General features: G+C 57.2%; 15 protein-coding genes and 1 pseudogene. 6 read left to right on the top strand and 10 right to left on the bottom strand.

Annotated features, from left to right (window positions below; all coding sequences use genetic code 11):
* Window positions 1-105 precede the first annotated feature (105 nt).
* From G1E_RS05160 to G1E_RS05110, 10 genes are all read right to left on the bottom strand, one after another.
* Window positions 106-1,017 (bottom strand): DNA cytosine methyltransferase, encoded by a 912-nt coding sequence (locus G1E_RS05160; RefSeq protein ID WP_228393790.1) that lies wholly within the window; start codon window positions 1,015-1,017, stop codon window positions 106-108.
* A 636-nt stretch (window positions 1,018-1,653) separates the two neighbouring features.
* Window positions 1,654-2,649: a ParB/RepB/Spo0J family partition protein gene (locus tag G1E_RS05155; protein WP_009682527.1), complete on the bottom strand. Its 996-nt coding sequence runs from the start codon at window positions 2,647-2,649 to the stop codon at window positions 1,654-1,656.
* Between the two features lie 124 nt (window positions 2,650-2,773).
* Window positions 2,774-3,913: a ParA family protein gene (locus tag G1E_RS05150; RefSeq protein ID WP_009682528.1), complete on the bottom strand. Its 1,140-nt coding sequence runs from the start codon at window positions 3,911-3,913 to the stop codon at window positions 2,774-2,776.
* A gap of 269 nt (window positions 3,914-4,182) precedes the next feature.
* Window positions 4,183-4,374 carry a hypothetical protein gene (locus G1E_RS28230; RefSeq protein WP_125854362.1) on the bottom strand — a complete coding sequence of 64 codons (192 nt, stop codon included), beginning with the start codon at window positions 4,372-4,374 and terminating at the stop codon, window positions 4,183-4,185.
* Between the two features lie 100 nt (window positions 4,375-4,474).
* Complete coding sequence (locus G1E_RS05145; protein ID WP_009682530.1) at window positions 4,475-4,789, bottom strand: hypothetical protein; 315 nt, start codon at window positions 4,787-4,789, stop codon at window positions 4,475-4,477.
* 136 nt (window positions 4,790-4,925) lie between these two features.
* Window positions 4,926-5,348, bottom strand: coding sequence for a hypothetical protein (locus G1E_RS05140; protein ID WP_009682531.1), 423 nt, complete (start codon window positions 5,346-5,348; stop codon window positions 4,926-4,928).
* Window positions 5,349-6,305, bottom strand: a complete 957-nt coding sequence (locus tag G1E_RS05135) for a replication initiator protein A (RefSeq protein ID WP_009682532.1) — start codon at window positions 6,303-6,305, stop codon at window positions 5,349-5,351. It abuts the gene before it with no gap.
* 347 nt (window positions 6,306-6,652) lie between these two features.
* Window positions 6,653-7,504, bottom strand: a complete 852-nt coding sequence (locus G1E_RS05125; protein WP_023662975.1) for a hypothetical protein — start codon at window positions 7,502-7,504, stop codon at window positions 6,653-6,655.
* Window positions 7,505-7,762: 258 nt separating this feature from the next.
* A complete protein-coding gene (locus G1E_RS05120; protein ID WP_023662976.1) occupies window positions 7,763-8,062 on the bottom strand; it encodes a hypothetical protein in 300 nt (99 codons plus the stop codon).
* A gap of 509 nt (window positions 8,063-8,571) precedes the next feature.
* Window positions 8,572-9,006 (bottom strand): mercury resistance transcriptional regulator MerR, encoded by a 435-nt coding sequence (locus G1E_RS05110; protein WP_003131969.1) that lies wholly within the window; start codon window positions 9,004-9,006, stop codon window positions 8,572-8,574.
* A gap of 71 nt (window positions 9,007-9,077) precedes the next feature.
* Here G1E_RS05110 and merT point away from each other — a divergent pair, with 71 nt between their 5' ends.
* The 6 genes and pseudogenes from merT (at window position 9,078) to G1E_RS05085 (ending at window position 13,082) form a co-directional block, all read left to right on the top strand.
* Complete coding sequence (gene merT / locus G1E_RS05105) at window positions 9,078-9,428, top strand: mercuric ion transporter MerT (protein ID WP_003131974.1); 351 nt, start codon at window positions 9,078-9,080, stop codon at window positions 9,426-9,428.
* Between the two features lie 12 nt (window positions 9,429-9,440).
* Window positions 9,441-9,716, top strand: coding sequence for a mercury resistance system periplasmic binding protein MerP (gene merP, locus G1E_RS05100; protein WP_003131987.1), 276 nt, complete (start codon window positions 9,441-9,443; stop codon window positions 9,714-9,716).
* 71 nt (window positions 9,717-9,787) lie between these two features.
* Window positions 9,788-11,473 (top strand): mercury(II) reductase, encoded by a 1,686-nt coding sequence (merA, locus tag G1E_RS05095; protein ID WP_047149680.1) that lies wholly within the window; start codon window positions 9,788-9,790, stop codon window positions 11,471-11,473.
* A 17-nt stretch (window positions 11,474-11,490) separates the two neighbouring features.
* Window positions 11,491-11,856 carry a mercury resistance co-regulator MerD gene (gene merD / locus G1E_RS05090; protein WP_032488411.1) on the top strand — a complete coding sequence of 122 codons (366 nt, stop codon included), beginning with the start codon at window positions 11,491-11,493 and terminating at the stop codon, window positions 11,854-11,856.
* Window positions 11,853-12,068 (top strand): annotated as a pseudogene (merE, locus tag G1E_RS29175) (broad-spectrum mercury transporter MerE); the annotation flags it as partial. The gene merD and the pseudogene merE, both read left to right, overlap by 4 nt.
* Window positions 12,069-12,092: 24 nt before the next feature.
* Window positions 12,093-13,082: a DUF3330 domain-containing protein gene (locus G1E_RS05085; RefSeq protein ID WP_012314201.1), complete on the top strand. Its 990-nt coding sequence runs from the start codon at window positions 12,093-12,095 to the stop codon at window positions 13,080-13,082.
* The last annotated feature ends 23 nt before the right edge of the window (window positions 13,083-13,105 follow it).

Raw genomic sequence — 13,105 nt, 5'->3', positions numbered from 1 at the left:
TGTAAAAACAGCCATTCAGGCTGTTGCTAGTAGCAACATTCAGCTGTTGCTACTAGCAACACTTGGAAAGATCCGCCCGGCGCACTAGGCGGATCAGGCGTCTACCTAGATCAGCATTGCCAATTGCCCGGTGGACTCGACCACCGAAAAGGACTTTTCGACCAGAAGGTCACTCAACAGCTTGGTCACGGCATCGTCATCGCAGTCATAGTAGGCATCGTCCAAGAGGTTGGAGAGATCTTGAAGCTTCAAACCGTTCTCAATGGCCATCGATAGGAGCCGAGGATCGATGCGGTCATATTTCCCGGCAATTTCCAAGGCTGGATGGTGATAGGCGTTGTTGGCCATGAAGAAGGCGTAAGCAAATCCTGCTGGTGTCACGCTACGTGCATTCTTCGTGGCCAGGCTGCTCCCACCGTACTGCGTGTGCATTTTTGAGCCCTCGGTGGGATGGACAGGTGCAACGGGTAAGTCTGCGTTGAAGCGGCCCCATATGAGGGTTTTCTTCGTGTAAGGCTCGCCGAGATCGCAGGGGTTGAAGCTGAGGCGCCACGGTGGAAGACCAGCTAGCTTCTCGATTCGACCTACTGGATTTTCAATCGCCCAGATCGACGGCCGATAATACTCGACCAGTCGCAGAGTCTGATGAACCAGCTCTATTGAGGCCGCAGTGCGCCCATCGAGATCCTTGGCTGCAAAGTGCCTTGCCCCTGAGTTCGCAAAATCAGTGCAAGGGCAAGCTGCGATGATCGCGTACACCTCTGCCCCTTCGAAGTCGCCGAAGTACTCCATGAAGAACTCAACGTCGAATTTGCTGACGTCACCCAGCTCTGGGTTGTCTTGAATATCAAACCGGTATACCTGGTAGCCGGCCTCAACCCAAGGGTCAGACCATTGCCCGCTCTTATCAAACAGCGACAGCACAACTTTATCGCTGTTATCGCCCGTCGAACCTTGAGACACAGCCTCTTGTCTCCAGGTGCTGATGACATCAGCAGCATCGTCCAGGGACAGCATGCCGTGAGTCCGAGCCTTGGCGCTGAGTCGGATAACCTCTCTTGCCAAAGGGGCTGTGAATAGGCGATGAACGCCCTCCTCCGACATTTGCTGAAGAACTGAAGCATATGGGGTCACAAATTGGCTCACTGGAATTGGTGTGAGTGAGCGCTGATGCTCTGGGGCACTGCTTGGGGAAGATCGGACGGGAGAAAAACCATTCATGCTCTTGCTCCTAGACTGGTGGGCCTGCAGGGGAGGTAGCCGCCTCGCCTGCAGGATGTCTAACACAAGAACATTTTACACGTACGTACGTACGCATTCAATGATATTAATGCGAGTATGCCACGCTGGCCCGAGTTACATTGTCTGGTACTTTTCCATGTGGCTAAGCACTACTTGTCTATCAGCATGCACCAACGAGCACGCGGTAAAATCCCCCTCCCACACAGCGGTCGCCCATGTTCCATCAAGCCCTGCTTGCCAGAATGCACCCCACTCGCCGCTTGGCAGCTCTAGCAAGAGCCAGTCTGGAAACGGACATTGCCTAGCCAGGCTCAGAACGTACCTGACGTGATGTGGTTCACTAGGCATTCCCATGCGTTTCGCTCCGTTAGCTGATTGAACCCACCCCGATCGGGGCGGGCTTGGCCATGCTCAATTTCGCGTGCCTTGTGTCGCAAATTCAGAAGCATCAATCGAATCAAGGAAAGCTGCGAGCTTGTCCATGATTTTCTGAGGGTCCACTTCCTTATCGATCTTGAATTCAAGCTTGCGCCCATTCAAACGAACTGAGCCAACCCCTTGCAGCTTCCGAGGTTCTGCCATCATGGGCTTAGGACCGCTACAAGCAGCAAGCTTCTGCCCAATCATGCGAAGCGCGGCCTCCTGGCCAGTCCCCTTCTCGGCCATTTGAATCACAATGCGATGGACGATGTTCACATCCGCCTTTGAATGCTCTACAAACTTTTTCGCATAGTTCGCTGTAATCAAGTGGGGTTTGGTGTCCAGAATTTCCTTGATCTGTTCGGGCAGCTGAATAAGGTCAAGGCAGCGGTTCACGACTGTGTGATCTACACCAAGGCGTCGAGCCAATGCCCGCTGGCTTTTATCAGCGCCTTTCAGCATGTATCGCTGATAACTCACAGCTTTTTCGTAATCAGTGAGCTCATTTTGGAGGTTGTCGGTGATTGCCAAAAGCATCGCCATGTCGTCTGACATTGGCTTTACATGAGCCATGATTTTGTCGCGACCCAGCATTTTGTGAGCCCGCCATCGGCATTCACCGCCGATAAGCTCGAAACGCTCCCCTACAGGCCGGATTGTAATCGGTTTACCCAGGCCCACAGAGTCAATCGAGCCAGCGAGCTCTTCAAGCTTGGCTTGATCGAAGAACATCCTTGGCTGATACGGCGAGGGATCGATCTGCTCAACCAGGACCTCCTCGAGCCATTCGTCCTTGAGTATGAGTTGACCTTCTTGAGCGCCTTGAGCAATGAGATGCTTGTTATCAGTCTCATGCTCAGATCCCATGGCCTGCTGGAGCATCGCCGCCCTGCTGCCACGGCTACCTGTGGTTGGCGGCATTTCCGTAGGCTTGCGCAGTGATGCCATTGCCGTGCTTGGCTTGCCTGGGTAGTCGGTGGATTTCATTAATCACCCTCCTGTGTTGCTACTAGCAACACTCCAATCTGCTGTTGCTACTAGCAACAAAATCGTTGCGTGTTGCTAGTAGCAACACCTTTGAGAATATGAGCCCTGTTGCTAGTAGCAACACTCACTCTTGGGGCTGAGCAGCAACACGGCGGATCTTCTCCAGAACCTCGGCATGCACTGCGCGAGCGTTGTCGATGGTGTCCCGATTAGCACCCTTCCAGAACATCAGGGGGACACCGTCATCGAGGGAGTTCACATAGTCTGCAGAGTGATAAATCTTTTCCTCTGTCACGCGACCTGGGAAAAGCTGGTTCAGTCTGTACAGGTTGTTCAACATCCGAGGACGCCCCTTTGCAAACATGGTCGGCACAGCTACCAGTTCAGGGGCGAAACCGTATTCGCGTGCGAAACCAGCGCACCAGTCATGCAGTCGCAAGATCGCCTTGAATGAGAATTTGTCCATTCGAACTGGGCTCATGAGCAGATCGCTTGCCGCTACCGAGTTCTTGGTCAGGCGCGAGCCTGCGGGGGCGTTATCGAAAATGATGACGTCGTATTGCGATAGGTCGCAGCCTGAAATCTTGCCGGCTTTACCATCTTCAACCCACTTCGCGTACCACATATCCGAATTATTGGCTGCGTCCAACGCCACGCCCAGGTCTTCTAGCGATGCGTCGGCTGGGATCAGGTGGGGGCCATTTTCACCAAAGGGTTTCTTGATGACTTCATCAAGCGTTTTGGGTTGGAACGAACGCATGCGAAGCATTGGGCTGATCAAGTGGCCGAGGTGACCATCAACGATGCGGTCAGCAGGAATTCCAAGCTCCTGCAGATCTTCTGGAGTAGCGTCCGGGTCGTAGCCGAGCATGCTCGACGTATCACCCTGGGGATCATTGTCGACCAAAAGAACGCGCAACCCGGCGAGAGAACAGGTAATGGCCTGGCCGACCGCTGTGGTGGTTTTGTTGGTGCCACCCTTCGAGATGTAGGTGGACATGACCACCTGGCGCGCCAAGCCCTTCAAGTGACCAAGTTCACGGCGAAGTGCTGCCAAATCGAAAAGGTCCGATGGCGTATAAACCCGGGAGGTCACGGTTCCGCGCGGCACACGACGGATCTCGATGTTGTTCGATTCTTCGATGTCTTTCAGGCGCCGAGTCGTAAGGCCAAAGCAGTCCGCGGCGAAACGGGGCGTGAAAAACAACTCATTGAAATCCACGTAGGTTGCAACATCTTCGACCATTTCCACATTCGAGTTCATAGCACTTCTCCGTTTTGCTGTTGCATTCAGTATAGATCCTGAACTCCTGTTGTAAACCGTGGAATTCAGGTTATTTTCATTTTTTAGCCTGATAACCTGAATCTTTTGGCCGATTGTGTTGCTAGTAGCAACGATATGAGCGGCCCAAGCACTCGCGCAGGCGCCTACGCCGCAGCAAGCGAAGGCTGAGAGCATCTGAAAGGGGAGGGGGAGGGGATTTGTGGCAAAAAGGCGCTAAGCAGGGCTCATTGCGAACCCGCTTTGAGGGGTTACTTCGTGGGTGGAGTTGACTCGATGCCCCACATCATCTCAAGTGCCTGCTCGATCAGGAATGACATAGCAGTGTTTTGTTCGAATGCCTGCTTGCGAAGGCGCTCATGGTAGTCGTCGCGCATGGTGATCGTTTTGGCGCTCCGCTTAGGTTGCGAAGGTGCTGGCGCAGCGTCTTTACGTGATGCCATGAACAGGCCCCCATATGGATTGAAGTCGCGACAATGATAAACCGTTTGCTTATTTATAGATACGTACGCACGTACAATGCGTACGCATCATTTAAGCCCCTTACTGCTGCTCAACCAACCTCGCACCGCGGCCGTCATTGGCGCCACGCTTCAAGTCGGACAGCTGTTGGATAGTGTCCTGGAGGTTGCGCAAGACATATGCAGGAAAGCCTGGTTTACCCTCGGAATGACGCACTTTCAGATCGTCGATGTGGTCACTATCGAATCCCAAACGAGTAAGGCCCAAATCATCGCCCTCTACTAGGGCACGATTCGCGGAGATCATTACTGAATGGGCTTCTTCCAGTTTTTTGATTTCATCATCGATGTGGAGGGTATCGTCGCGATCAACGGACCATAGCGAAATGCGCTTCATGATATTGCTCCTAGACGCTTGGTTAGCCTGGTAGCCGCCAGGCACAACTCGGTGGGTTTCCTTACACACACTATACGTATGTACGTACGCATACAACACTATTTGTCGGCGATATACGACGACTCGGCTAGTTTTTCTATCGGGTGTCGCGGTTTGCTGAGACATTTAGCTGGAGCCGACGCCTCCGTGCGCACTCTTTTGAGCAGCCAGCAAGATCAGCCAAGGCCTGGTCAGACATCGCCCCCTGCAAATGGTCGAAGTTAGCGATTGCTGATCGCTTGAAGGTGGGCTTCTCCAGTTGCTTCATACGCTTGATGACGAAGTAGGCCGATACGCCAGCGAGCTCGGCGATTTCAGCCACAGGGCGCTTTGCTAGAAGATATTGATACTTGAGAAGGGCAGGGGGGGTGGACTCGGCGAGGGCAAATCGTTCTTTGCCAATCTTGAGCCTGCGCCGCCGAACAGCTTCCGTGCTGCAGTCAGCTAATTCAGCAATGGCCTGGTCAGTCCGTTCCCCCATCAAATGATCGTATTGCTCAAGCCTAGATCGCGCCGGCATTCAACCCTCCATGTCTCGCTTTTCAAGCGCAGCGAACCAATCCAATTCCCCTTTGGCAGCCAGCTCCTCGAGGAGCGATTGCTCATCGCGCGTGTAGAACACGATCCGATGAGGCTTCACACTGGTATCCAACCCCATGTGATAGTCCGGCAACAGGTCTCGCTGAATAATCTTGCGGATCTCCGCTCTGTAATGGGTGAGGCTCTGTTTTGAGCCACATTTTTGCTGCAGCGCAACAATGTCCGCGGCCCAAATCATCTTGCTACCCAAGTGCTTACGAGCGAGTTCATATAACCGCCGTTCAAGAGGCATCCGCAGCCCAAAGTAGCGCCGATCAATGCTCATCACTTCAAAATGCAGGAAGGCGTTGTAGATCCACTCTGACAGCACGACTTCGCATTCCAACACGCCTTTGCCATTGGATGCGGTCTTGGTGACGGTGTAGTCCTCGATCCAGCCAAATCCCTTGGTCTGCTCTTGACCACCAGTAACGATATTGGTTTCGAGCTGAGTCCCTTTTAATCGCCGAAGCATGTCCAGGACGTTCGAATACGCGTTTCCACCAGGATCGCGGGATGTACCTGTCAAAAAATCGTATGTGTCGAACTTAACGCGCTTGGAAATTGGCATCCCTGCTTTGCGTGCCTCGATGATCTGCGATCCGAGGAACAGCAATAGGTCTTTGTCGAAAACGGTGGCGGCACCGATCACTGGCGGGATGATGCGTACCCGCTTGTTCGTTCCGGGCTGGCTGTACTCACGAACGCTCGTATCTGGTTTGGTCGACAAGCTGAAAAGCGGAAACTCCATGCTGGCCAGGTCATCCTTAACTGGCCATTCAACAATGTTCGCCTGGAACATGTCGGTCTGTACGTAGGGTACTACGTTCGCTTTTCGACCTCTCTTGAGAGGCTTATCATCTTCCGCTGCCATATCGGCCATCTTCATCTCGATCATTACGCGTTCCCGCCATTGTACACAGGTAGATAGCAACGCTTGTGCAGCTGCCGACTCACCCTGTGTATCAGTTTTGTGCAGGCCTCATCCGAGGCCAATACGGTTCGTATTTCACCGACACCGTGCTCTCCAGAGATTCCCCAGTTCCGCATTGCCACGGTGTGACCAATCAGATCGACGAGGATCCGCAGCTCGTAGAAACGCGCACCACGTTCCCATCTAGCGTAATAGGGTCGGTTGAGGTACCTGGTTGCAGTCGTTATCATGTGCGAACCCAGACGCTCCTAGACGAGTTCATTTCTGGTAGAAGCCCGGAACCGGTAGCCGCCGACCGGGCTTCGCTCTGCTTACGGCAAGACTTTATCGTCGTAGAGCATGACCATCTCAGCCATTACACACAGCTCCCCCTGCACCTTGGCCATTAAGCCGCGGCAATCGCCTCGCTCCAGGACACCTGCATCCCACAATTTGCACAGCTCCGCATAGCTGTAAGTCTGCATCGGCCAGTCACAATGCCGAACGAACGTCCAACCATGGCTATCCCGAAACTCACGGGAATATGAAGCGCCCATGATCACAAATTGTCGGCCATTAACCTTCACCGTTGGAACAGTCGGGACCTTGTCGCCCGCCTCTGCGAACGCTGCAGGGCAAACAGCACCATCCCAGCGGTGAGAGTCAAGCTTATGCAGGTGGACAACGTCACGATGACTGGCCCGAAAGAAACTCGACTCCCACGGTACGAACTCACACCAGCAACGCTGTTCAGCGCTTTTCAGCCAGGCCTGCACGACTATTGAGCCGACGCCAGGAACATGGATGCCCAAGGTTTGCGAGCGCGGTGCGCGGCGCTGCTTGAAACGGCAACCATTCACACCACCAGCGTCTGCAAGGAATGACAAATCCGCCCATTGGTCCATGGACACAGGCAATGCCGATCGCCACATAAACGAGCCAGTTTGAACGGTGTCGGTACCGCAGCGCTTTTCCTGAAGCAATGCTTGAAGACATGATTCGATGCTCTGCTCGAACAGCGGTCGGACTTCGGCGGGTACGTCATGCAATCGGGCAGCTGCAGTGTCAAGCATCGCCTTATAGGCATCATGGGTATATTCAGGCGAGCACCAGCTCTCGCTACCGCCGAAAGCAGCTTCAGCGACAGTTTCATCAAAACTCAAGCCCATTTGCACAGGATTCATCTTCTGCACTCCTAGAGAAATTCAACCCGGTAGCCGCCGGGGAAGCAGGAACGCTTCAAAACAAAGAATAACATACGTACGTACGTACGCAAAGAGCAAATAGATTTCACCACGGACACCTGGTGCAAACGCAGTTGATATCAACTTAGGTAGTTGAATTTCGGGTCCAGCTCGGGGCTGGTAAGAGGAGGGGAGGGAGGGAGGAGGGGTCGGTCAGTGCCTGAAACCCCGAGGGCCGATTGCGCGGCCCCTTTTTCATCATTCAGCCTTAGCCTTGGCCTTCACCGGCAGAGTCTGGTTATGGTGATAGGCGGGCATCCAGCGGGTAAGCAGCTTGATCCCATGGAAAGAGCTGCCTTGGCCACTGATCACAAATGCAACTGGATCCGCCCCCTTGGGGACGCGTCGACCTTCCTTCTTCCAATACCCCGCGGTTTTGACGTCATCAGGTTGTAGTGGCCAGCACGATACATCAGGTTTGCAGTCGTAATGCGGGAGCCCGGGATGCTCGGCTTCTTCGGTCGTCAACCGTTCAATGATTGCTGCTGAACGAGTCATAAAAACCTCCATCAACAAGGGTTTCCAATTCGCTACCCGCGTGCAGGTAACGGGTGATCGGGTCGCTTCGGAGTCACGCACGGCGATGCGGGGTGATTTGGGTTAGCCGCTATCGCCGCGCACTCCGCCTCATACGCAGCCTGGTCAGCTGTCTTTTCGTACCTCTGCTGCCCATATCCGACGATGAGGAACGTGCCGATCAGGATCAACTTTGTAGACGTTTTCATGCTGTGTTCACTTCCCTGTAAGTCCATTTTTCAAGGTCGCCTTCCGGGCATCCTTACTTGGGTTCATCAGGTTTGCCGGCAGAAGGCTTCTCCGTCGCACTGCTATGCCGGCTTTTGGTCGGGCTCAAGCGAGTCATAAGCTCGCTGTTCTGCCGCAGCACCTCTTGGAGGGGGAACCGCAGAATTCGGAAAAAATCGTACGCTAAGCTAACGGTGTTCTCGTGACAGCTCTTTGACTAGGCTTTCTAAGGGGTCGTCTCAGAAAACGGAAAATAAAGCACGCTAAGGCATAGCCGAACCTGCCAAGCTTGCTCCACCCTGTAGTGACGCGATCAGCGGGCAGGAAACGTTCCCCCTTCGCGCATGGCAGGCGCACACCAACTCAGACAGCACGGCCTCCATGCGCGCCAGGTCAGCCATTTTCTCGCGCACGTCCTTGAGCTTGTGCTCGGCCAGACTGCTGGCTTCCTCGCAATGGGTGCCATCCTCCAGCCGCAGCAGCTCGGCGATCTCATCCAGGCTGAAGCCCAGCCGCTGGGCTGATTTCACGAAGCGCACCCGCGTTACATCCGCCTCGCCATAGCGGCGGATGCTGCCATAGGGCTTGTCAGGCTCCAGCAACAAGCCCTTGCGCTGATAGAAACGGATGGTCTCCACATTGACCCCGGCCGCCTTGGCGAAAACGCCAATGGTCAGGTTCTCCAAATTGTTTTCCATATCGCTTGACTCCGTACATGAGTACGGAAGTAAGGTTACGCTATCCAATTTCAATTCGAAAGGACAAGCGCATGTCTGAACCAAAAACCGGGCGCGGCGCGCTCTTCACTGGAGGGCTTGCCGCCATCCTCGCCTCGGCTTGCTGCCTCGGGCCGTTGGTTCTGATCGCCTTGGGGTTCAGCGGCGCTTGGATCGGCAACTTGGCGGTGTTGGAACCCTATCGCCCCATCTTTATCGGCGTGGCGCTGGTGGCGTTGTTCTTCGCCTGGCGGCGCATCTACCGGCAGGCAGCGGCCTGCAAACCGGGTGAGGTCTGCGCGATTCCCCAAGTGCGAGCTACTTACAAGCTCATTTTCTGGATCGTGGCCGCGCTGGTTCTGGTCGCGCTCGGATTTCCCTACGTCATGCCATTTTTCTACTGATCGGAGTTCACCATGAAGAAACTGTTTGCCTCCCTCGCCCTCGCCGCCGTTGTTGCCCCCGTCTGGGCCGCCACCCAGACCGTCACGCTGTCCGTACCGGGCATGACCTGCTCCGCCTGCCCGATCACTGTCAAGAAGGCGATTTCCAAGGTCGAAGGCGTCAGCAAAGTTGACGTGACTTTCGAGACACGCCAAGCGGTCGTCACCTTCGACGATGCCAAGACCAGCGTGCAGAAGCTGACCAAGGCAACCGCAGACGCGGGCTATCCGTCCAGCGTCAAGCAGTGAGTCACTGAAAACGGCACCGCAGCACAACGGACGTCATTGTCTGGCGCCACAAACGATAAAGGATCTGTTGCATGACCCATCTAAAAATCACCGGCATGACTTGCGACTCGTGCGCGGCGCACGTCAAGGAAGCGCTGGAAAAAGTGCCAGGCGTGCAGTCGGCGCTGGTGTCCTATCCGAAGGGCACAGCGCAACTCGCCATCGTGCCGGGCACATCGCCGGACGCGCTGACTGCCGCCGTGGCCGGACTGGGCTACAAGGCAACGCTAGCCGATGCGCCACTGGCGGACAACCGCGTCGGACTGCTCGACAAGGTGCGGGGATGGATGGCCGCCGCCGAAAAGCACAGTGGCAACGAGCCCCCGGTGCAGGTAGCGGTCATTGGCAGCGGTGGAGCCGCGATGGCGGCGGCGCTGAAGGCCGTCGAGCAAGGCGCGCAGGTCACGCTGATCGAGCGCGGCACCATCGGCGGCACCTGCGTCAATGTCGGCTGTGTGCCGTCCAAGATCATGATCCGCGCCGCCCACATCGCCCATCTGCGCCGGGAAAGCCCGTTCGATGGCGGTATTGCGGCAACTGTGCCTACGATTGACCGCAGTAAGCTGCTGGCCCAGCAGCAGGCCCGCGTCGACGAACTGCGGCACGCCAAGTACGAAGGCATCCTGGGCGGTAATCCGGCCATCACCGTTGTGCACGGTGAGGCGCGCTTCAAGGACGACCAGAGCCTTACCGTCCGTTTGAACGAGGGTGGCGAGCGCGTCGTGATGTTCGACCGCTGCCTGGTCGCCACGGGTGCCAGCCCGGCGGTCCCGCCGATTCCGGGGTTGAAAGAGTCACCCTACTGGACTTCCACCGAGGCCCTGGCGAGCGACACCATTCCCGAACGCCTTGCCGTAATCGGCTCGTCGGTGGTGGCGCTGGAGCTGGCGCAAGCCTTTGCCCGGCTGGGCAGCAAGGTCACGGTCCTGGCGCGCAATACCTTGTTCTTCCGTGAAGACCCGGCCATCGGCGAGGCGGTGACAGCCGCTTTCCGTGCCGAGGGCATCGAGGTGCTGGAGCACACGCAAGCCAGCCAGGTCGCCCATATGGACGGTGAATTCGTGCTGACCACCACGCACGGTGAATTGCGCGCCGACAAACTGCTGGTTGCCACCGGTCGGACACCGAACACGCGCAGCCTCGCGCTGGACGCAGCGGGGGTCACTGTCAATGCGCAAGGTGCCATCGTCATCGACCAAGGCATGCGCACGAGCAACCCGAACATCTACGCGGCCGGCGACTGCACCGACCAGCCGCAGTTCGTCTATGTGGCGGCAGGGGCCGGCACCCGTGCCGCGATCAACATGACCGGCGGCGATGCGGCGCTCGACCCGACCGCAATGCCGGCCGTGGTGTTCACCGATCCGCAAGTGGCGACCGTGGGCTACAGCGAGGCGGAAGCCCACCACGACGGGATCGAGACCGACAGCCGCACCTTGACCTTGGACAACGTGCCGCGTGCGCTCGCCAACTTCGACACACGCGGCTTCATCAAGTTGGTTATCGAGGAAGGCAGCCATCGGCTGATCGGCGTACAGGCGGTCGCGCCGGAAGCGGGTGAACTGATCCAGACGGCGGCTCTGGCCATTCGCAACCGCATGACGGTGCAGGAACTGGCCGACCAGTTGTTCCCCTACCTGACGATGGTCGAGGGGTTGAAGCTCGCGGCGCAGACCTTCAACAAGGATGTGAAGCAGCTTTCCTGCTGCGCCGGGTGAGAAAAAGGAGGTGTTCAATGAACGCCTACCCGGTGTCCCGGCTGGCTCTTGATGCCGGGGTGAGCGTGCATATCGTGCGCGACTACCTGCTGCGCGGATTGCTGCGCCCGGTGGCGTGCACACCAGGCGGCTACGGCTTGTTCGATGACGCCGCCTTGCAACGGCTGTGCTTCGTGCGGGCGGCCTTCGAGGCGGGCATCGGCCTCGACGCGCTGGCGCGGCTGTGCCGGGCGCTGGATGCGGCGGACGGCGACGAAGCGGCCGCGCAGCTTGCCCTGCTGCGTCAGTTCGTCGAGCGTCGGCGCGAAGCGTTGGCCGATCTGGAAGTGCAGTTGGCCACCCTGCCGACCGAGCCGGCACAGCACGCGGAGAGTCTGCCATGAACAACCCCGAGCGCTTGCCGTCCGAGACGCACAAACCGATCACCGGCTACCTGTGGGGCGGACTGGCTGTGCTGACTTGCCCCTGCCACCTGCCCATCCTCGCTGTCGTGCTGGCCGGCACAACCGCCGGTGCTTTCCTCGGCGAGCATTGGGTCATCGCGGCGCTCGGTTTAACCGGCCTGTTCCTTCTGTCCCTGTCGCGGGCGTTGCGGGCATTCAGGGAANNGGGAAAGAGAATGAGCGCTTTCCGGCCGGATGGATGGACGACGCCGGAACTGGCCCAAGCGGTCGAGCGCGGGCAGCTTGAACTGCACTACCAGCCCGTCGTCGATCTGCGCAGTGGTGGGATTGTCGGCGCGGAAGCCCTGTTGCGCTGGCGTCATCCGACGCTTGGACTATTGCCACCGGGCCAGTTCCTGCCCGTGGTCGAATCGTCCGGCCTGATGCCTGAAATCGGCGCTTGGGTGCTGGGCGAAGCCTGCCGCCAGATGCGTGACTGGCGAATGCTGGCATGGCGACCGTTCCGGCTGGCCGTCAATGCTTCGGCGAGCCAAGTGGGACCGGACTTCGACGGGTGGGTAAAGGGCGTGCTGGCTGATGCCGAGTTGCCCGCCGAGTATCTCGAAATCGAGCTGACCGAATCGGTCGCGTTTGGTGATCCGGCGATCTTCCCCGCCCTGGACGCCTTGCGGCAGATCGGTGTGCGCTTCGCCGCCGATGACTTCGGGACGGGGTATTCCTGTCTGCAACATCTGAAGTGCTGCCCAATCAGCACGCTCAAGATCGACCAATCGTTTGTCGCCGGGCTCGCCAACGACCGCCGCGACCAAACCATCGTGCACACCGTGATTCAGCTTGCGCACGGGCTGGGCATGGATGTGGTGGCTGAAGGCGTGGAAACATCGGCGAGTCTTGATCTATTGCGACAAGCGGACTGCGACACAGGACAAGGCTTCCTGTTCGCGAAGCCAATGCCGGCGGCGGCATTCGCCGTCTTCGTCAGTCAATGGAGGGGTGCCACCATGAATGCAAGTGACTCGACCACCACCAGTTGCTGCGTGTGCTGCAAGGAAATCCCGCTCGATGCCGCCTTCACCCCGGAAGGCGCGGAATACGTCGAGCACTTCTGCGGGTTGGAGTGTTATCAACGCTTCGAAGCGCGTGCCAAGACAGGGAACGAAACCGATGCCGATCCGAACGCCTGCGACTCGCTACCGTCAGATTGAGGCATGCCTCAACCTGGCGTCAG

The sequence above is a fragment of the Pseudomonas sp. TJI-51 genome, assembly GCF_000190455.2.
GTDB classification, from domain to species: domain Bacteria; phylum Pseudomonadota; class Gammaproteobacteria; order Pseudomonadales; family Pseudomonadaceae; genus Aquipseudomonas; species Aquipseudomonas juntendi.
The sequence above is the reverse complement of the archived record's forward strand: the minus strand, read 5'-3'. Positions and strand labels throughout refer to the sequence as shown.